Below are 20,048 nucleotides of genomic sequence, written 5' to 3' on the forward strand. Positions count from 1 at the left end.
GACTCCAGACACGTAAAGACGCCGGCAGGTGGCCGGCTACGGTGCGCAGGGCGCACGGTGCATGTGGAATCAGCCGATGGGAGGGCGTGAGATCGGCGGCAGCGGCGGCGCCGGACGGCCGGTGGCCGGCATCGGCTGTGGTGCCAGCGACAACGCCGGGCCGGCCATGAACGGCAACGGCTGCACCACCAGCAACGGGTGCTGGGCACAGCTGCGCACGCAGTCCTTGATCTGGCAGTGGGCGTCGTGGGCGGGGGCCTTGGCCTGCGGGGCCGGGTCGGCCTGCATGCCGGCGTGGTGGCAGTCGGCGTCACCGCCAGCTGCGGCGGCCGCGACGGCGTGTGCCATCCGCCCCATTTCTTCATGACCGCTGGCCATGGCCGCGTTCAGCCCGTTGAGCAACAGGCTGAGCATGAGCACGACACGAAGCAGGGTCGAGGCCAGGGACATGGCGCTAATCTAGCCGCAAGCGGGCGCGGATGCACTTCCGGCTGAATGGCCGGTTCAAGGTTGGAGCTGCACCAAGGTGGAGCCGGGCCCGCGCTCGGCTGCTGTTCGCGCAGGGGCAGCCGAGCGTGGGCTCGGCTCTACAGGGGCGCCCACGTGCCGTTGGGACCATGTCCGGCGGCCGCGCAGCGCGGCAACGCGATACCGTCAGCCCTCTTCGCGCACGATCTCGACCAGGCGCGGGCCGTAACGGCTCAGCTTGGTGCCGCCGATGCCGCCGACCCGTGCCAGTGCATCCAGGCTGGTCGGGCGCTGTTCGGCGATGTTGCGCAGGGTGCTGTCGTGGAAGATCACGAACGCCGGCACGTTCTGTTCGCGGGCCAGTTCGGCACGCAGGCCGCGCAGGGCGTTGAACAGCGCCAGATCCTGCGGCAGTACCGACAGCCCGGTACGCTGCGCACTGCGCTCGCGCCCGCTGGTGCTGCTGGCCGGGTCGCGGCGCATGCTGATCTGGCGGCGGCCGGTCAGTACGTCGCGGCTGGCGTCGGTCAGGCGCAGGCCGCCGTGGCCCTCGCTGTCCACTTCCAGCAGGCTGGCGGCGACCAGCTGGCGGAACACGCTGCGCCAGGTGCGCGCATCCAGATCGCGACCGATCGCATAGGTGCTGAGCTTGTCGTGGCCCTGCTGCTTCACCTTCTCGTTCTCGCTGCCACGCAGGATGTCGATCAGGTGGCCGACGCCGAAGCGCTGGCCGCTGCGGTAGACGCAGCTCAGCGCCTTCTGTGCCGGAATGGTCGCGTCCCACGAGGCCGGCGGTGTCAGGCAGTTGTCGCAGTTGCCGCAGGGCTGGGGGTAGGTCTCGCCGAAACCGGCCAGCAGCACTTGGCGGCGGCACTGCATGGATTCGCAGTAGCCCAGCAGATGGTCGAGCTTGGCCCGCTCCAGCTGCTTGCGCTCTTCGCCGGCCTCGGACTGCTCGATCATCTGCTTGAGCAGCACCACGTCGCCCAGGCCGTAGCACAGCCAGGCCTCGGCGGCCTCGCCATCGCGACCGGCGCGGCCGGTTTCCTGGTAGTAGCCTTCCATCGACTTGGGCAGGTCGGTATGCGCGACAAAGCGCACGTCCGGCTTGTCGATGCCCATGCCGAAGGCGATGGTGGCGCACATCACGATGCCGTCCTCGCGCAGGAAGCGGCGCTGGTTGTTCGCGCGCACGTCCGGCGGCAGGCCGGCGTGGTAGGGCAGGGCGTTGAAGCCCTGGCCGCAGAGGAATTCAGCGGTCTCCTCGACCTTGCGCCGCGACATGCAGTAGACGATGCCGGCCTCGCCACGGTGGCTGCGCAGGAAGTCGGTCAGCTGCTTGCGGGCGTTGTCCTTCTGCACCACGGTGTAGCGGATGTTGGGGCGGTCGAAGGAGCTGACGAAGTGGCGTGCTTCCTGCAGATCCAGGCGCTCGGCGATCTCGCGCTGGGTTGGCGGATCGGCGGTGGCGGTCAGCGCGATCCTCGGGATCTGCGGCCAGCGCTCGTGCAGCACGGTCAGCTGGCGGTATTCCGGGCGGAAGTCGTGGCCCCACTGCGACACGCAGTGTGCTTCGTCGATGGCGAACAGGGCGATCTGGCTGCGCGACAGCAGCGACAAGAAGCGACCGGTCAGCAGCCGCTCGGGAGCGACATAGAGCATGTCCAGCTCACCGGCGAGCAGTTCGCGCTCGACGCGGCCGGCAGTGTCGGCATCCAGGGTGGAATTCAGGTACTCGGCGCGCACGCCGAGCTGGCGCAGGGCTTCGACCTGGTCCTGCATCAGCGCGATCAGCGGCGAGATGACGATGCCGCAACCGTCACGCAGCAGGGCCGGGACCTGGTAGCACAGCGATTTGCCGCCGCCGGTGGGCATCAGCACCAGGGCATCGTGACCGGCAGCCACATGCTCCACGATGTCCTGCTGCGGACCACGGAAATCGTCGTAACCAAAGACGCGTTGGAGCAGGTCGTGCGCGGGACGGGAAGCCATCCGGTTAGTTTACCCCGGAGGGAGGGGTAGGGGTTCGGCAGGGCTGCGCCCTGCACCTGCTGCAAGCCAGTGCAACGTCAAAGGCAACAGCCGGCTCTGGGCTGTCTGCCTATTGGGCGGGGCGGTGTGGGCTTGCAGGACACGCCGTAAACCCGCCCTTGGGGGCTCGATGGCGCCATCCATGGCGCCAACGGTCCTGCAAGCCCACACCGCCCCACCCCCGACAGTTTCCCGGTGACGGGGGGCCAGATCAATCCACGCCATGCGTGGATGAAAACTGTCAGAACTCGACAAACAAAATGGGGTCAGATCCGTTTTCCTGGGGAAAACGGATCCGACCCCAATGGCTTTGCCGGCAGATCGCGGAGAACTGCCGAAGGCGGGGTGGGTCCGGTGGCAGGGGTGTCCGCGGCATGGATGCCGCGGCCAAGCCCCCAAGGACGGGTTTACGGCGTCCCCTGCCACCGGACCCATCCCGCCTACCCACAGGAGGCCAGCTTTTGCTCTGGCTCTGGCCTTGGCTTTAAGGCCTCTGCGGGTGCAGGGCGCAGCCCTGCCGGGCCCCCCAACTCTTACTGCAGCAGCGAGCGCAGCATCCAGGCGTACTTCTCGTGGGTCTGCAGCCGCTGGGTCATCAGATCCTCGGTCGGGGCGTCGTCTCCCTTGGCCGCCACCTCCAGCACTTCACGTGCCGTACGGCAGACTGCTTCGTTGGCGACCACCAACTGGCGTACCATTTCACGCCAGTCCGCGCTGTCGGTCAGGCCCGGTTCCTCGGCGATCGAGGTCAGCGCAGCGAATTCCCGGTAGGAGCCCGGGGCATTGAAGCCCAGCGCGCGGATGCGCTCGGCCACGTCGTCCAGTGCCGCCCACTGCTCGGTGTACTGCGTCTCGAACATGGTGTGCAGCGAGTTGAACATCGACCCGGTCACGTTCCAGTGGAAGTTGTGCGTCTTCAGGTAGAGCGTGAACGCATCGGCCTGGAAGCGCGACAGACCGTCGGCGATCTTCTTGCGGTCGCCCTGGGTGATCCCGATATCGATGTTCGGCGCCGACGGGGCCGCCGCTGCAAGCTTCTGCTTGCCGGTCTTGGCCTTGGTCGTGCTCTTGGTCTTCGCCATGGGGTTTCTCCTTGTGGAATCGTTGGCCTTCACAATAAACCGGTCGTGATGACTGGTCGCTATCAAAGTTTTGAACGAACCGATTGATGAACTCTATCGATAAAAATCCATCGTCCCGCCTGCGCCAACAGCGCGCCGCCATCGACGGCGCCATGAGCCGCGACCGGGGCCGTTTGCTGGGGATGCTCTCGCGTTGCCAGGCCAAGCCACAGGATGCGGCGTTGGCCGCTACCTTCGAGCAGGCCTTGCAGGCGTCGGTGCAGCGCCGGCAGGTCCGGGCGCAGCAGCAGCCGTCCATTACTCTGGACCCGCAGCTGCCGATTGCGCGTGAAGCCGACGCCATCATCGGGCTGATCCGCGACCATCAGGTGGTGGTGATCGCTGGTGAAACCGGCTCGGGCAAGACCACCCAGCTGCCGAAACTGTGCCTGGCCGCAGGCCGTGGCCAGGCCGGCATGATCGGTTGCACCCAGCCGCGACGGATTGCCGCACGTGCGGTGGCAAGCCGCGTGGCGCAGGAACTGCAGAGCGAACTGGGCCAGCTGGTCGGCTACCAGGTGCGCTTCAACGACAAGGTCAGCGACGACAGCCGCATCAAGTTCATGACCGACGGCATCCTGCTGGCGGAGATCGCCAGTGACCGCTGGTTGTCGAACTACGACACGATCATCGTCGACGAGGCGCACGAACGCAGCCTCAACATCGATTTCCTGCTGGGCTACCTGAAGCAGCTGCTGCGCAAGCGCCCGGACCTGAAGCTGATCGTCACCTCGGCCACCATCGACACCGAACGCTTCGCCCAGCATTTCGACAATGCGCCGGTGATCAGCGTCGAAGGCCGTACCTACCCGGTGGAAGTGCGCTACCGCGCGCTGGAAGGCGAGGGCGAAGACCAGGGCGAACGCACCGTCAACGACGCCATCGTGTCGGCCATCGACGAGATCACCCGCCTGGATGCGCGCGGCGACGTGCTGATCTTCCTGCCGGGCGAACGCGAGATCCGCGATGCGCACCAGTCGCTGGAGCGCCGCAAGTACCGCAACACCGAGGTGCTGCCGCTCTATGCGCGGCTGTCCAACCAGGACCAGGACCGGGTGTTCAATCCCGGGCCGAACCGGCGCATCGTGCTGGCCACCAACGTCGCGGAGACCTCGCTGACGGTGCCGCGCATCCGCTACGTGGTCGATCCGGGCTTTGCCCGCGTCAAGCGCTACAGTCCGCGCAACAAGCTGGACCGCCTGCACATCGAGCCGATCTCGCAGGCCAGCGCCAACCAGCGCAAGGGCCGCTGCGGCCGTATCGCCGAGGGCATCTGTTACCGCCTGTACGCCGAAGCCGATTTCCAGGCGCGGCCGGAGTTCACCGATCCGGAAATCCGCCGCTCCAGCCTGGCCGGGGTGATCCTGCGCATGCTGCAGCTGGGCCTGGGCCGCATCGAGGAGTTTCCGTTCCTGGAAGCGCCGGACGAGCGTGCGGTGGCCGATGGCTGGCAGCAGCTGACCGAACTGGGTGCGATCGACGCCGAGCGGCGCATGACCACCATCGGCAAGCAGATGGCACGCCTGCCGGTGGACGTGAAGCTGGCGCGCATGCTGGTCGCCGCGCAGGCCGCCGGCTGCCTGCGGCCGATGCTGGTGATCGCCTCGTTCCTGGGCATCCAGGACCCGCGCGAACGTCCGCCCGAAGCACGCGGTGCCGCCGACAGCGCGCATGCGCAGTTCGCCGATGGTCGTTCCGAGTTCGTTGGCGTGCTGCGCCTGTGGGATGCCTACCGGCAGGCCCATGAAGACCTGACCCAGTCCAAGCTGCGCGACTGGTGCGGCCGTCATTTCCTCGGCTTCCTGCGCATGCGCGAGTGGCGCGAGCTGCACCGCCAGCTGCGGCTGCTGTGCGAGGAACTGGGCTGGAAGGAAGAGGCCAACGAGGCGTCGATGGCGCCGTTGCTGGCCGGCAGCAGTGCGCCGGCGGCAGCGCGTGATGATGCCGCCGCAGTGAAGGCCACCCGTGGCCAGTTGCACCGCGCTGCACGCCTGGCCCGCGAAGGCAAGGCCGAAGCGGCGCCGACGCCGGTGGCCGTACGTGCACAGAAGGAGCAGGCACCGGCGGGCGGCGGCTTCAGCGAACGCGTGCGCGCGGCTGCCTACCAGACCCTGCACCGGGCGTTGGTGGCGGGCCTGCCGACGCAGATCGGGCACCGCAGCGAGAAGGGCGATTTCCAGGCGCCACGCCAGCGCCGTTTCCTGCCGTTCCCCGGTTCGGCGCTGTCCAAGCGCCCGCCGCCGTGGTTGCTGGTGGCCAACCTGCTGGACACGCAGAAGGTCTGGGGCATGACCCTGGCCGCGATCGAGCCGGACTGGGTCATCGCCGAACTGCCGCACCTGCTGCTGCGCAAGCACTTCGACCCGCACTGGTCGCGCGCGCAGGGCCAGGTGCTGGCCTCCGAGCAGATCAGCCTGTTCGGCCTGGTGCTGGCACCGAAGAAGCCGGTGCACTACGGCCGCATCGCACCGGGCGAGGCGCACGACATCTTCGTGCGCCAGGCGCTGGTGACCGGCGAGATCAACACCCGCGCCAGCTTCGTGGCCGACAACCAGAAAGTGCTGGAGGTCGCCCGCGAGGAGGAAGCGAAGCTGCGCCGCGCCGGCATCGTGGCCGACGAGGACTGGCAGGCGCGCTGGTACCTGGACCGGGTGCCGCCGCAGATCCATTCGGCCGCAGGGCTGGATACCTGGTGGAAGGGGCTGGCGCCGGAACAGCGCAAGACCCTGCACTGGTCACTGGTCGACCTGTTGCCGGGTGAGGGCAGCGAACAGGAGCGCTACCCGAAGTACCTGCCACTGGGCCAGGCGCGCCTGCCACTGCACTACCGCTTCGAGCCGGGTGCCGATGATGACGGCGTGACCCTGGACGTGCCGCTGCACCTGCTCAACGCGCTGGACCCGGTGCAGCTGGGCTGGCTGGCGCCTGGCTTCGTCGCCGACAAGGCTTCGGCACTCATCCGCAGCCTGCCCAAGGCGATGCGCCGCAACTACGTGCCGGCGCCGGACTTCGGTCGTGCGTTCTTCGAGGCATTCCCGCAGCCCAGCGCCGATGCCATCACTGGCGAACTGGCGCGCTTTTTGTCACGTGCCACCGGCGCGACGGTGACGGCGCTCGATTTCGAACCCGCTTCGATCGAACCGCACCTGCACATGAACCTGCGCCTGCGCGACGAGCACGGCAAGGTGCTGGCGACCTCGCGGGATCTGGATGCGTTGCGCGCGAAATTCGGCGGCCGTGCCGGCGATGCCTTCGCTGCACGGGCGGGGCGCGAGATGGCGGCCGATGGCCTGCGCACGTTCCCGGCCGCGCCGATTCCGCTGCAGGTGCCCGGTGAAGCCGGCGTTCCGGCCTATCCGGCGCTGCTGGACGAGGGCGACAGCGTGGCGCTGCGCATCTTCGCCGATCGCCAGCAGGCGCAGGAGGCCCACCCGCTGGGTGTGCGCCGGCTGCTGGAGATTGCCCTGGCCGAGAAGGTCAAGCAGGCGCGCAAGCAGCTGCCGGTGGGTGCCAAGACCGGCCTGCTGTATGCCGCGATCGAATCGCAGGAACGCCTGCGTGGAGACCTGGTGGATGCGGCGATGAACGCGGTGCTGGCCGAAGGCCTGGAAGACATCCGCGATGCGGCAGCCTTCGAGCAACGCCGCGAGCATGCGGCCAAGGCCCTGTTCGGCGAGGCGATGTCGCGGCTGAAACTGGCCGAGTCCATCCTGGCGCTGGTGGCGGAACTGAAGCCGTTGCTGGAGGCGCCGTTGATGGGCTGGGCGCGTGGCAACCTGGACGACATGGAAGCGCAGCTGGCCGGGCTGATCCACCCCGGCTTCCTGCGCGACACGCCGGCCGACGCGCTGGCGCAGTACCCGCGCTACCTGAAGGCGATGATCCTGCGCACCGAGCGTGCCAAGCGTGATCCGTCGCGTGACCAGGCGCGCATGCTGGAATTGCACCCGTTCCTGGAGGCGCTGGAAGCGGGCGAGCAGCAGGGCCTGCGTGATCGCCCGCAATGGCAGGCGCTGCGTTGGGATCTGGAAGAGCTGCGGGTGTCGTTGTTCGCGCAGGAGCTGGGGGCACGCACCGGCATTTCGGCGAAGAAGCTGGCGCAGCGGGTGGCTGCACTTCGCCAGGCGTGAACGCGCGCCATGGTCGCCCCATCGGGCGACCATGGCCGCCGGGCATGGATCCGGCACGGCTGGAATGCCCGGGCGTTACTTGGTGCGACGAACCTTCGGTTGCACGTTCACCCCGTCCACCTTCATGTACCAGGCGCCCATCACGCCCGGGCGCATGCTGACGTTCGGCGCTTCCTTGCGGCCACCGGAATAGTGCGTGGCGTCTATCTGCTCCCACTCCTGGCCGTTCTGCAGCACGTAGCGGCGGCCCTGGCCGAAGCCACGGAATTCGCCCTGCAGGGTGCTTTCGATCGGTTCGCTGCTGCCGAAGTCCAGGAAGCCGCGGTTCTTCTTGATCACTTCCTGGCGGCCTTCTTCGCGCGCTGCGGCGACGGCCTGGGTGGTGGCCGCCTCGACCTTGCCCTGCAGCCAGCGGTTGAGCGTGGCCAGTTCAGCGGCGCTGAGCTTGTCCAGGCCGGCGGCCTTGAACTCGGTGGGCGACATCTGCTGCTGCAGGTCGCCCTCCACCACGCGCTGGGCCAGCGCAGGCGCGGACAGGGACAGCAACACGGCGGCACAGGCCAGCAGCCGTGGACGGACGCGCAGGGCAATCGAAGGCATGGCGGGTCTCTCCTGGATGTGTTGGCGAGTGTAGCGGCATGTCTTCATGCCGGGTGATGGTGGCCGCAGTGATTGTCCCTGAACGGCGCCGGCGCTAGTGTAGGGGCCTCTGTCTTGCCTGCTCGATGCTGTGAACCGCGCTTCCGTCCCTGGCCTGGATGCCTTGTTGAACCGTCCCTCGGCAGCGGTGCTGCCTGCCCCGCTGCGCCAGGCCCTGCGCGAGCATTGGGAAGCGCCGGATTGCGACCACCAGATGCGTGCCACCTGGTCGGTGCTGGGCGATACCCTCGATGCGCTGGCGATGCTCTCGGCCGACGAAGGCGCGGTGGTGGCAGCATTGCTGTTCGACCTGCCGGGCCTGCGCGCCAGCCTGGACCAGCTGCCGCTGGGCAGCCACCAGGCGGCGGTGATCGGCCTGCTCGATGGCCAGGATGCGGCCGACCCGGTGTGGGCGCTGCACGCCGGCCGTGAGGCCGGACGCAACAGCGAGGGCCTGCGCCGGCTGCTGCTGGCGATCATCCGCGACCTGCGCGTGGTGCCGATCCTGCTGGCGCGCCAGCTCGCGAGGATGCGCGCGGCCGACAAGCTGGACGACGAGCAACGCCGCGCGCTGGCCCAGCTGACCCGCGACATCCACGCGCCCCTGGCCAACCGCCTGGGCATCTGGCAGCTGAAGTGGGAGCTGGAGGACCTGGCGTTCCGCCACCTGGAACCGGAAACCTACCGCCGCATCGCCCGCGAGGTGGACGAAACCCGCATCGCCCGCGAGCGTTACGTCGAGAACGTCAAGAAGGTGCTGTCGCGCGAGCTGGTCGCCCAGGGCATCAAGGCCGAAGTCAGCGGCCGCCCGAAGCACATCTACAGCATCTGGCGGAAGATGCAGAAGAAGCGGCTGGCCTTCGACCAGCTGTATGACATCCGTGCGGTGCGCGTGATGGTCGACGACGTCGCCGCCTGCTACGCCGCGCTGGGCGTGGTGCACGCGCTGTGGGCGCCGGTACCAAGCGAGTTCGATGATTACATCGCACGCCCGAAGGCCAACGACTATCGCTCGCTGCATACCGCCGTGGTCGGCCCGGAAGGTCGCACCATCGAAGTGCAGATCCGTACCCATGAAATGCACTCGCAGGCCGAGCTGGGCGTGGCCGCGCACTGGAAGTACAAGGAAGGCGGCAAGGGCGCGGAGAAGTCCTTCGATCGCAAGATCACCTGGATGCGCCAGCTGCTGGAGCAGGCGCAGGACGGGCAGGGCAATGAACTGGCCGGGGCGCTCGATGCCGAGCTGACCGAGGACCGGGTCTATGCGCTGAGCCCGAAGGACGAGGTGCTGGACCTGCCGCAGGGCGCTACGCCGCTCGATTTCGCCTACCAGGTGCACACCATGGTCGGGCACCGCTGCCGCGGCGCCAAGGTCAACGGCCGTATCGTGCCGCTGACCTATCGCCTGCGCAGTGGCGACCGCGTCGAGATCCTGACCGGCAAGGAGGCCGACCCGCGCCGCGACTGGCTGATGCCGGCCAATGGCTTCCTGGCCAGCAACCGCTCGCGCGAGAAGGTGCGCAGCTGGTTCCACAAGCTGGACCGCGCGCGCAACGTGCAGGCCGGTCGCGAGCTGCTCGAGCGCGAGCTGAAGCGGCTGGGCCTGCAGCACTCGGACCTGGCCGTCGCGGCCAAGAAGTTCCATGCCGACAGCGTCGATGACCTGTACATCCAGGTGGCGCTGGGCGATACCGGCCCGAACCAGGTCAGCCGGACGTTGCTGGAGGCGGAACGTGCCGCCAGCCAGCCCGCGCCCGCGCCGACCCTGCCGCGGCCGACCGCGCGCCGCGAGAACCTGGGCAAGTCCAAGTTCACCGTGCAGGGCGTGGGCAACCTGCTGGTGCAGCTGGCACGCTGCTGCCAGCCGGTGGCCGGCGAGCCGATCGTCGGCTACCTGACCCGTAGCCGTGGTGTCACTGTGCATCGTGCAGACTGCGCCGCGCTGGCCCGGCTGGCCGCCGCCAGCCCGCAGCGCATCCTGCCGGTGGAGTGGGGCCAGGCCGGTGGCGGCTACGAAGTGGACGTGGTGGTCGACGCGGTCGACCGCCGCTGGCTGCTGAAGGACATCACCAACCTGATCGCCCAGGAAGACGCTTACGTGCTCGACATCCACAGTGACAACGTGCGCAACAGTGGCCGTGCCCATTTGCGGCTGCGGCTGAAGGTCAGCGACTACGGGCAGTTGTCGACGCTGCTGGGCAAGCTTGATGCGCTGCCGGGCGTGAGCGAGGCACGTCGCCTCGGCTGAGCTTCACGCTGCCCCGGCTACCCTGCACGCATGGAACGCGAGCCCCCGCATCGCCCGCATGGCGCTGAACATCCTGCGCTGGACCGCGTCCGTCGCGAGGGTCGCTGGTGGTGGCTGCAGGCACGCCATGCGCGCCGGGTCTGGCGCTGGGCGCTGCTTGCGGCGCTGGCCGTGTTCGTGCTGCTGGTCCTGCTGCGCAAGCCGCTGGCCGACTGGTTCTGGGATGAGCCGCAGATCGAACAGCTGCTGGCCGAGGGGGATCGTGCGCTGGCCGCCGGTCGTTTGAGCGATGCCGATGGCAGTGGTGCGCGCGAGCGCTACCAGGCGGTGCTGGCGCTGGACGGTGATCGCCCGCAGGCGCGCCAGGGCCTGGCCAATACCGGCGCGGCAGCGCTGCAACAGGCGCGCGATCGCCTGCACGCCGGTGACCTGGACGGCAGCGCGCAGGCACTGGCACTGGCCCGTGAGCTGCAGGTGCCGCAGGGCGAAGCCGATGCGGTCGCCCGCCAGCTGCAGGCGCGACGCAGTGCCGGAGCCGGTATTGGTGCGTTGTTGGCCCAGGCGCGCAACGCGTTCGCGGCCGGACGCCTGGATGATGGCGACAGCAGTGCGTTGCCCTTGTTCCAGCGCATCCTTGCCCTGCAGCCGGACAACCTGCCGGCGCTGGAAGGGCGCGAAGATGCGCTGAGCGACCTGCTGCTGCAGGCGCGCACGCTGGCAGGGCGCGGAGAGCTGGCCGAGGCGGCCGCGATCCTGCGTCGTGCCCGCCAGTTCGATGCCGGTCATGCCGATCTGCCGGCCAGCGAGGAAGCCCTGGCGCGCGCGGTGGACCAGCGCCTGCGGCAGGCGCAGCGGGCACTGCAACGACAGCAGCTGGACGCCGCGGCCCAGGGTTTCCTGGCAGTGCTTGCGGTGGCGGCCGATGATCCCAATGCCCAGCGGGGGCGTGAGCAGGCGCTGCAGGCGGTGGTCGTGCGCAGCCAGACATCCGCCGACGACTTCCAGTTCGATGCGGCGCAACGCGATGCAGCCCTGGCGGCGGAGCTGGGCGCTTCGCAGGCAATCCGGCAGCAACTGGCACAGCGCCTGCAGCGTGCGCGCCAGGCGCAACAGGCCCTGCAGCAGCCCGCGATCAGTACGGCGCAGCGCGAACGCCAGCTGCGCGACCACCTGCGCAAGATCGAGCGTGCCGAACGTGCAGGGCAGTGGATCAGCCCACCGGGGCACAGCGCGTTCGACGCACTGCGCGAAGCCCAGTCACTGGCCCCCCGCGACACGCGGGTCAAGGCTGCCGCAGCACGCCTGCTGCCCGCCAGTCGCCGCTGCTTCGACGACAATCTGCGGCAGAACCGGGTACAGGCGGCGGGTGCCTGCCTGCAGGCCTGGCAGACGCTGTCACCGACCGCAGCGGGCCTGCCCTCGGCGCGGCTGCGGTTGGCCCAGCGCTGGCTGGCGATCGGCAGCGAACGGCTCGGCAATGGCGACCTGGCCTTTGCCGCGCACGCTGCCGAACAGGCGCGGTTGCTGCAACCGGACCTGGCCGAACTGCCGGCGTTCGAAGACCGCCTGCGTCGCGCCGGTGGACGGGCGGACTAGGCGAAGAACACCCGCTGCACGGTCGCGCGGGCGGCATCAAGTGAGAAATGCTGGGCGACGTTGGCCAGGCCGGCATCGGACAACTGCTGCCACAGCTGTGGATCCTGGTACAGGCGGATCACCGCATCGGCGAAACCGACAGCGTCATCGGCCACCAGCACGTCCTGGCCGGGATGCAGGTGCATGCCTTCCACGGCGCAGGTGGTACCGACCACCGGCTGGCCGTGGGCCATGCTCAGGTTGATCTTGCCCTTCACGCCGGCGCCGAACCGCAGCGGCGCAATGGCGATGCGCGCGCCGTCCATGTAGGGCGTGATGTCTTCGACGAACCCGTGCATCTGCACACCGGGCTGGCGTGCGGCCAGTGCCAGCAGCGACTCCGGCGCCGCGGCGCCGATGCAGTGCAGGCGCACTTCCGGCAACCGGGCGCGGATGCGGGCAAAGACCTCGCCGATGAACCATTCCATGCCGTCCAGGTTCGGCGGATGACGGAAGCCACCGACAAACACCAGGTCGCGCCGCTGCTCGAATACAGCGCCGGCGCCGGCGACCTCATGCAGGTTGGAGATCAGCTCCACCCGCACCTGCGGCGCATCGGACTGCAGCTGCTCCCGTTCGGCCGCACTGACCAGCACGGTGATGTCGCACTGCTCCATCACGGCCAGTTCGCTGCTGCGGGTACGTTCCGCTGCACGCAGCAGGGTTGCGTCGCCGGCGACTTCGGCACCGCGGCGTTCGCGCAGGTAGTGCAGGTCAACGGTGTCGAACACGGTCCGTGCCTGCGGTGCATAGCGCCTGAGCAGCGGCAGGCATTCGTGGGCGACGTGGTGACGCACCAGCATTGCCACGTCGAAACGCGATCCGTGGCTGCGCAGCCAGCCGGCTACGCCGTCCAGGAAGGGCGCGTACCAGACTTCCACGCCCATCCGTTGCAGCGCTTCGGTGGCCGCACCGGCGTGCTCGCGCCGGGTCGGTACGAACACAACGTGGGCGCCGCCCTGCAGCAGCAGGCGGATCAGATTGACCTGGCGCAGTGACCCGGAATCGCGATCCGGCTGCGGTACTTCCTCGTCCAGGATCAGCACCTGGCGCCGGCCGCGCAGCAGCAGCGCCGGAGACGGCACTTCGCCGACCGCCGGATGACGGCCCAGTTCGGTGGCCCAGCGGGCGGCGAAGATGGCCTGGTTGCGTACCTGGTAGGCCTTCACCCCGCTGCCGGTGTCGGTACCGTTGCTGGTGCCTTCGTCGTGGATCACCCGGCTGGCCGGCTGCACCAGCACGCGCAGGCCGTGTGCACGCACGCGGAAGGCCAGGTCGGTGTCCTCGTAGTAGGCCGGCTTGTAGCGGGTGTCGAAGCCGTCCAGCTGCTGCCAGAGGGCGCGTGGCAGCATCAGCGCCGCGCCCGAGCAGTAGTCGACGTCGCGCAGGCTGGCAAAGCGCGGATCATCGGCGGCCTCGAAGCGGCCGTAGCTCCAGCCACTGCCATCGGCGAAGATCACCCCGCCCGACTCCTGCAGGCGGCCATCCGGGTACAGCAGCTGGCTGCCGACCAGGCCGGCGTCGGGCACGCTGCCGAAGGTGTCCAGCAGGGCGTCGAGCCAGCCCGGCTGCGGCACCGTATCGTTGTTCAGCAGTACCACGTAGCGGCCGCGTGCGCGCGATACACCGTCATTGCAGGCTTCAATGAAGCCGCCGTTGTGCGCACGCACTTCATAGCGCAGCCCGGCCACCTGCGGCATCCACTGCACGGTGGCATCGCTGCTGCCGTCATCCACTACCAGGATCTCGCACGCGGCGGCCGGCGGGTGCGCCGCCAGGGCGCGCAGGCAGGCCACGGTGTGGGCGACGTGGTTGTAGACCGGGATGACGATGCTCACCTCCGGCGACTCGCTGAACGGCACCGTGAAGGGGGCGAAATCCTGCGCTGGCGGCAGGAACAGTGGCGTGCGCGGGGCGGGGACGGCGCGCTGGGCATGCACGCGGATGCGTTGCCAGGTGGCCCGCCAGCCACGGGTGCGCAGGCTTGCCAGGCTCCGGCGGGCCAGGCCCGACAGGCGGTTGATCAGGTATCGGATCTCGGCCAGGGACATCGCCATCCGGTTGCAACTCCAGCTTAAGCAGGGGAACCCGGGAGAATTCGCCAGCCGCAGCGGCTGGGGTAGACTCGCCAGACCCTACATTCTCGCATTCCCGTGCCCCGACGCTACGATTCCGACGACATCGACGATTCCGACGACGACCAGCAGGACAACGGTCCGCTGTGGCGGCGCCGGCTGATCACCTGGAGCATGGCTGCGGTCGCGTTGGGATTGGGTTTCCTCATTCCCTATACGCTGTACCTGAACCAACAGGTGACCCAGCGTTTCGGTGAACTGCGCTGGCAGATCCCGACGCGCGTGTACGCGCGCCCGCTGGTGCTCACCCCCGGCAAGGCGATGGATGCGTCTACGCTGAAGACCGAGCTGGCCGCCTCTGCCTACCGCGATGACGGGCAGGGCAAGGAGCCGGCCACCTATGCGGTGAACGGCGGGCGCTTCGTCATCTCCAGCCGCGGCTTCAACGACGTTGACGGCCGGGTGGCCCCGCGCCGGGTGGAGCTGTCGCTGGCCGATGGCGGCGTGGCCTCGCTGCGCGACGCCGACAACCGCAAGGCGCTGAAGGCCGCGCGGCTGGATCCGGCGCGCATCGCCACCCTGTACGGCCAGAAGCAGGAAGAGCGCCGCCTGATCCGCATGGACGAGGCGCCGGACCTGCTGGTGACTGGCCTGCAGGCGGTGGAGGACAAGGACTTCAACCGCCACCACGGCATCGACCTGTCCGGCATCGCGCGCGCGGTGTGGGTGACGATCCGTTCCGGTGGCCAGAGCCGCCAGGGCGCTTCGACGCTGACCCAGCAGCTGGCCCGCAGCGGCCTGCTCGGCATCGGCAAGGAGCAGACGGTCACCCGCAAGTTCAATGAGGTGCTGTACGCACTGATCATGGAAGCGCGTTATGACAAGCGCACCATCTTCGAGGCCTATCTCAACCAGGTGTACCTGGGCCAGCGCGGCAGCCAGGCGATCCATGGCATGTCCTCCGGCGCCGAGTTCTGGTTCGGCCGTGACCTGCAGTCGCTGGAGACCGAGCAGATCGCACTGCTGATCGGCCTGGTCAAGGGGCCGTCCTTCTACGACCCGCGGCGCAACCCGGAGCGCGCGCTGGATCGCCGCAACTTCGTGCTGGGCAAGCTGCATGAGGCCACGCTGATCGACGATGCCGAGTACCAGCGCGCGCTGAAGGCGCCGCTGGGCGTGCCCAAGACGCCGGGCCTGGTGGCAGCCAACCGCTTCCCGGCCTACGTTGACCTGGTCCGCCGCCAGCTCGGCCATGACTATCCGGAATCGGCGCTGCAGGGCGCGGGCCTGAGCGTGATGACCGGCATGTCGCCGTCCGCGCAGGCCTATGCCGAAGGCGCGGTGACCCGCACCATCAAGTCGCTGGAAAGCAAGCGCCGCCCCGAGCTGCAGGCCGGCATGGTGCTGACCGACGTGCACAACGGCGACGTGCTGGCGGTGATCGGTAGCCGCGAGGTGTCCGAGGTCGGCTTCAACCGCGCGATCGAGGCGCAGCGTCCGGTCGGTTCGCTGCTCAAGCCGTTCGTCTACCTGCTGGCCCTGGCGCAGCCGGACCGTTACTCGCTGGCCAGCTGGGTGGATGATTCGCCGGTGACGGTGCAGCTCGGCCGCGGCCGCAACTGGAGTCCCGGCAACGCGGACAACCGCAGCCACGGCACGGTGCGCCTGATCGACGCACTGGCGCATTCCTACAACCAGGCCACGGTGCGCGTGGGCATGCAGGTCGGCCCGGAGCGCGTGACCCAGCTGATCCATGTCCTGGCCGGCATCAAGGCTGACGCCAACCCGGCGGTGATCCTCGGCTCGACCGACCAGAGCCCGTACGCGATGGCGCAGCTGTACCAGTTCCTGGCGTCCGGCGGCGAGATCCAGCCGCTGCACGCGGTGCGTGGCGTGCTCGATCCGCAGGGCAAGCTGCTCAAGCGGTACGACAAGACCCCGGCACCGGCGCAGGAAGGCGACTCGATTGCCGCCAACCTGATCAGTGTCGGCCTGCAGCAGGTGGTCGCCAGCGGTACCGCGCAGCGGCTCAATGCCGATGGCCTCGGCCGCCTGCAGCCCGCCGGCAAGACCGGCACCACCAACGATGGCCGTGACAGCTGGTATGCCGGCTACACCGGTGATCACCTGGCAGTGATCTGGATCGGCAACGACCAGAACGCGCAGGCCGGCCTGTATGGCGCCACCGGCGCGATGCGGGTCTGGTCGGGCATCTTCCAGCGCCTGCCGAGCGCGCCGCTGCGGGTCAGCAACAAGGGCCTGGACTGGCAGTCGGTGGCCCCCACCGGCCTCAACAGCACCGATGAAGGCTGCCCCGGCGCGCGTCGTTTCCCGTTCGTGGTGGGCTATGCGCCTGCCTATGCGCCGTGCGCGCCGGCCGCGTCGCCGGAGGGGCAGGGCGAGGCCGACGGCGAGGGCGGTGGCTGGCGCAGCTGGTTCGGCCTGGACCGCAAGCCGGAAGCGCCTGCCGAACCTGCCGCGGCACCTGCCGCCGCCACTCCTCCCCCGAGCCGATGATGCCGATGAACATGCGATCCCTGCTGCAGCCCCTGGCCCTGACCGGCCTCAGCCTGGCCCTGGCCGCCTGCGTGAGCAGCGCACCACCGGTGGTCAAGCCGGTCGATACCACCACGCCGGCGCAGCGCCTGGCTGCGGTGGATGCTGCAGCGGGTCCGGACGACAAGGAATTGTCGGTACAGCCGCTGCGTGATTCGCAGGTGGAAGATCTGCGGGTGACTGCACTGGCACAACGCCAGGCGAACGACCTGGCCGGCGCGGCCAGCAGCCTGGACCACGCGCTGGAGATCGTGGCGGGTGACCCGGCAGTGCTGCAGGAACGTGCCGAACTGGCGCTGCTGCAGGGCCAGTGGGCGCAGGCGGAGACGTTCGCGCGCAAGGCGGTGGATCTGGGCTCGAAGACCGGGCCGCTGTGCCGCCGGCATTGGGCGACGATCGAGCAGTCGCGCCTGGCGCGGGGCGAGAAGGAGAATGCGGTGTCGGCGCATGCGCAGATTGAGGGCTGCACGGTGCCGGGGATCAAGCGGTACTGAGTTTTCAGCCAACGGCACAGCCCCTCGTGGCTGTGGGTTGGTCGCTGAAGCCAGAAGCAAAAGCCGCGCTTGGCCGGGCGGGGTGGGTTCGCGGGGGACGCCGTGAACCCGTCCCTGGGGGCTTGGCCGCGGCATCCATGCCGCGGACACCCCCGCGAACCCACCCCGCCCAACCTCTGACAGTTTCCGTGTGCGTCCAGCCACGGAAAAGAAAAAGAAAATCAAAAGCGGGTCGCGCGCTGCGCGCACTCGTTGTGGGGTCGGATCCGTTTTCCGCAGGAAAACGGATCCGACCCCTTCTTGTTTCCGTTCCACCCACCGCTTCTGAAAGGGCAGTCGAGCAAGCTCGACGCGACGCCGCGCGTGCATCCGTCACTGGGAAACTGTCGAGGGTGGGGCGGGAGGGGCAGGCAGGACCGTTGGCGCCATGGATGGCGCCATCGAGCCCCCATGGATGGGTTTACGGCGTGTCCTGCCTGCCCCTCCCGGCCTGCCCAGTACGTAAAAATCCAGAGCCATGAACACCGCTGTTGCTGTTGCCCTGGCTTGAAACGGGTGCCGGGCAGCGCCCGGCCGGGTATCCTCTCCCTCTGATGTCCGACCTTGTCCATGCCAGCCGCGAAGCCCTCAGCGAAGGCGGCGCGCTCGCCTCGCATCTGGATGCCTTTGTCCCGCGTCCGGCACAGCTGCACCTGACCGACGCCATCGCCGAAGCGCTGCAGCAGCGCGACCTGCTGCTGGCCGAGGCCGGTACAGGCACCGGCAAGACCTTCGCCTATCTGGTGCCGGTGCTGCTGTCCGGGCTGCGCACCATCATCTCCACCGGTACCCGCGCGTTGCAGGACCAGCTCTACCACCGCGATCTGCCGCGCGTGCGCCAGGCACTGGGCGTTGGCCTGCGCAGCGCGCTGCTGAAGGGACGCGCGAATTACCTGTGCCGCTACCGCCTGCAGCAGGCGCGGGGCGAACCGCGTTTTTCCAGCCCGGAGCAGGCTGCGCAGTTCCAGCGCATCCTGGCCTGGTCCGGCCGTTCGGAGTTCGGTGACATCGCCGAACTGGAAGGCCTGGCCGATGACTCGCCGCTTCTGCCGATGGTCACTTCCACGGTCGACAACTGCCTGGGTACCGATTGCCCGTTCTGGGAAGACTGCTTCGTGGTGCGCGCGCGCCAACGTGCGCAGGCTGCCGACGTGGTGGTGGTCAACCACCACCTGCTGCTGGCCGACCTGGCACTGAAACAGGACGGCTTCGGTGAGTTGCTGCCGGGGGCGCAGGCCTTTGTCATCGACGAGGCGCATCAGCTGCCCGAGTTGGCCGCGCAGTTTTTCGGCGAAGGCTTCGGCATGCGCCCGTGGCAGGAACTCGGCCGCGACTGCCTGGCCGAGGCGCGCGGCGTAGGCGGCGCGCAGTCGGCCCTGCAGGAACCGGTCGACCAGTTGCAGCAGGCGTTGCTGGCGCTGCGCTCGGCGATGGAGGGGCTGCCGCCACGGGGTACGCAGTGGCGTGCGCTGGCGATGCCACAGGTGCGCGATGGATTCGATACGGTGATGGCCGGCCTGGTGACGCTGGAGCAGGCACTGCAACCGCTGCGCGAGGCGGCGGCGGGTCTGGATGCCTGTCATGCGCGGGCACGCGAGGCGGTGTCGCGGCTGCAGCGCTGGCTGGGCGATGATGAGCCCACCCTCGATTTCGATACCGATCCGGCGGAGACCCCCCGTGCCGCCGATGTGCTCTGGTATGAGCTCACCCCGCGTGGTTTCCGCTGCCAGCGCACGCCGATGGATGTGTCCGGCCCGCTGCGCGAGCATCGCGAGCGCAGCCGCGCGGCATGGATCTTCACCTCGGCCACGCTGACCGTGGGCGGTGGCTTCGACCACATCGCCACGCGCCTGGGCCTGGACGATCCGCACACGCTGGTCCAGCCGAGCCCGTTCAACTGGCCCGAGCAGGCGTTGTGCTACCTGCCCGAAGGCCTGCCCGATCCGGCGGCGCGCGGGTTTGGCACCGCGCTGATCCAGACCTTGCGGCCGGTGTTGCAGGCCTCGCAGGGCAGGGCGTTCCTGTTGTTCGCCTCGCACCGTGCATTGCGCGAGGCCGCCGAGGCACTGCGCGACGGGCCGTGGCCGTTGTTCGTGCAGGGCGAGGCGCCACGCGCGGCGCTGCTGCAGCGTTTCCGCGAATCGGGCAATGGCGTGCTGCTGGGCTCGGCCAGTTTCCGCGAGGGCGTGGACGTGGTCGGCGAAGCGCTGAGCGTGGTGATGATCGACAAGCTGCCGTTCGCGGCACCGGATGACCCGGTATACGAGGCGCGGCTGGAGGCGATCCGCAGCCAGGGGGGCAACCCGTTCCGCGACGAGCAGCTGCCGCAGGCGGTGATCGCCCTGAAGCAGGGCGTTGGCCGCCTGATCCGCAGCGAAAGCGACCGGGGCGTGCTGGTCCTGTGCGATCCGCGCCTGCTCAACCGTGGCTATGGCCGGGTCTTTCTTGAGTCGCTGCCGCCGTTCCGGCGCACCCGCAGCCTGGCCGATGTGCAGGCCTTCTTTAGGCCACAATGGCTGCCCGTGGCCGATGATGCGGCTGCCCCGGCCGCCGTTGCGGCGGGCCCGGAGCCTGCTCCCGGTGCCACGTTCCCCTTGTTCTGACCTGATCCA

At 68.9% G+C, this 20,048-nt stretch carries 11 protein-coding genes; 6 read left to right on the forward strand and 5 right to left on the reverse strand.

Going from position 1 to position 20,048, the window contains the following annotated elements; translation table 11 throughout:
- Positions 1-69: 69 nt before the first annotated feature.
- The 3 genes from E5790_RS14790 to E5790_RS14800 form a co-directional block, all read right to left on the reverse strand.
- The gene (locus E5790_RS14790; RefSeq protein ID WP_014648107.1) at positions 70-450 is read right to left on the reverse strand and encodes a CopL family metal-binding regulatory protein; all 381 of its coding nucleotides are present in this window, start codon (positions 448-450) and stop codon (positions 70-72) included.
- 204 nt (positions 451-654) lie between these two features.
- Positions 655-2,460: a DNA helicase RecQ gene (recQ, locus tag E5790_RS14795; protein ID WP_111206104.1), complete on the reverse strand. Its 1,806-nt coding sequence runs from the start codon at positions 2,458-2,460 to the stop codon at positions 655-657.
- 572 nt (positions 2,461-3,032) lie between these two features.
- Complete coding sequence (locus tag E5790_RS14800; protein ID WP_005410730.1) at positions 3,033-3,581, reverse strand: Dps family protein; 549 nt, start codon at positions 3,579-3,581, stop codon at positions 3,033-3,035.
- A gap of 86 nt (positions 3,582-3,667) precedes the next feature.
- Between E5790_RS14800 and hrpA the strand changes: the two genes are divergently transcribed.
- Entirely contained in the window at positions 3,668-7,750 is a 4,083-nt protein-coding gene (hrpA, locus tag E5790_RS14805; RefSeq protein ID WP_111206103.1) for an ATP-dependent RNA helicase HrpA, read from the forward strand.
- A 75-nt stretch (positions 7,751-7,825) separates the two neighbouring features.
- Here hrpA and E5790_RS14810 read toward each other — a convergent pair whose 3' ends face one another.
- Positions 7,826-8,350 carry a hypothetical protein gene (locus tag E5790_RS14810; RefSeq protein ID WP_014648104.1) on the reverse strand — a complete coding sequence of 175 codons (525 nt, stop codon included), beginning with the start codon at positions 8,348-8,350 and terminating at the stop codon, positions 7,826-7,828.
- A gap of 130 nt (positions 8,351-8,480) precedes the next feature.
- Between E5790_RS14810 and E5790_RS14815 the strand changes: the two genes are divergently transcribed.
- Together E5790_RS14815 and E5790_RS14820 are read left to right on the forward strand one after the other, a co-directional pair.
- Positions 8,481-10,637 carry a bifunctional (p)ppGpp synthetase/guanosine-3',5'-bis(diphosphate) 3'-pyrophosphohydrolase gene (locus E5790_RS14815; RefSeq protein ID WP_032958977.1) on the forward strand — a complete coding sequence of 719 codons (2,157 nt, stop codon included), beginning with the start codon at positions 8,481-8,483 and terminating at the stop codon, positions 10,635-10,637.
- A gap of 30 nt (positions 10,638-10,667) precedes the next feature.
- Positions 10,668-12,233: a hypothetical protein gene (locus tag E5790_RS14820; protein ID WP_046432065.1), complete on the forward strand. Its 1,566-nt coding sequence runs from the start codon at positions 10,668-10,670 to the stop codon at positions 12,231-12,233.
- Here E5790_RS14820 and E5790_RS14825 read toward each other — a convergent pair.
- Positions 12,230-14,329, reverse strand: coding sequence for a glycosyltransferase (locus tag E5790_RS14825; RefSeq protein ID WP_111206102.1), 2,100 nt, complete (start codon positions 14,327-14,329; stop codon positions 12,230-12,232). The two genes, E5790_RS14820 and E5790_RS14825, sit on opposite strands and share 4 nt — an antisense overlap.
- A 96-nt stretch (positions 14,330-14,425) precedes the next feature.
- Here E5790_RS14825 and mrcB point away from each other — a divergent pair, with 96 nt between their 5' ends.
- The 3 genes from mrcB to E5790_RS14840 all read left to right on the forward strand — a co-directional run bounded on the left by mrcB (position 14,426) and on the right by E5790_RS14840 (position 20,039).
- Positions 14,426-16,864: a penicillin-binding protein 1B gene (gene mrcB / locus E5790_RS14830; RefSeq protein ID WP_032958979.1), complete on the forward strand. Its 2,439-nt coding sequence runs from the start codon at positions 14,426-14,428 to the stop codon at positions 16,862-16,864.
- Entirely contained in the window at positions 16,861-17,397 is a 537-nt protein-coding gene (locus E5790_RS14835) for a hypothetical protein (RefSeq protein WP_014648099.1), read from the forward strand. The genes mrcB and E5790_RS14835 overlap by 4 nt, the downstream gene beginning before the upstream one ends.
- A gap of 593 nt (positions 17,398-17,990) precedes the next feature.
- Positions 17,991-20,039, forward strand: coding sequence for an ATP-dependent DNA helicase (locus E5790_RS14840; protein WP_111206956.1), 2,049 nt, complete (start codon positions 17,991-17,993; stop codon positions 20,037-20,039).
- Positions 20,040-20,048: the final 9 nt, after the last annotated feature.

Origin of the sequence: Stenotrophomonas sp. PAMC25021, from assembly GCF_004795795.1 — a bacterium.
Taxonomy (GTDB): domain Bacteria; phylum Pseudomonadota; class Gammaproteobacteria; order Xanthomonadales; family Xanthomonadaceae; genus Stenotrophomonas; species Stenotrophomonas muris.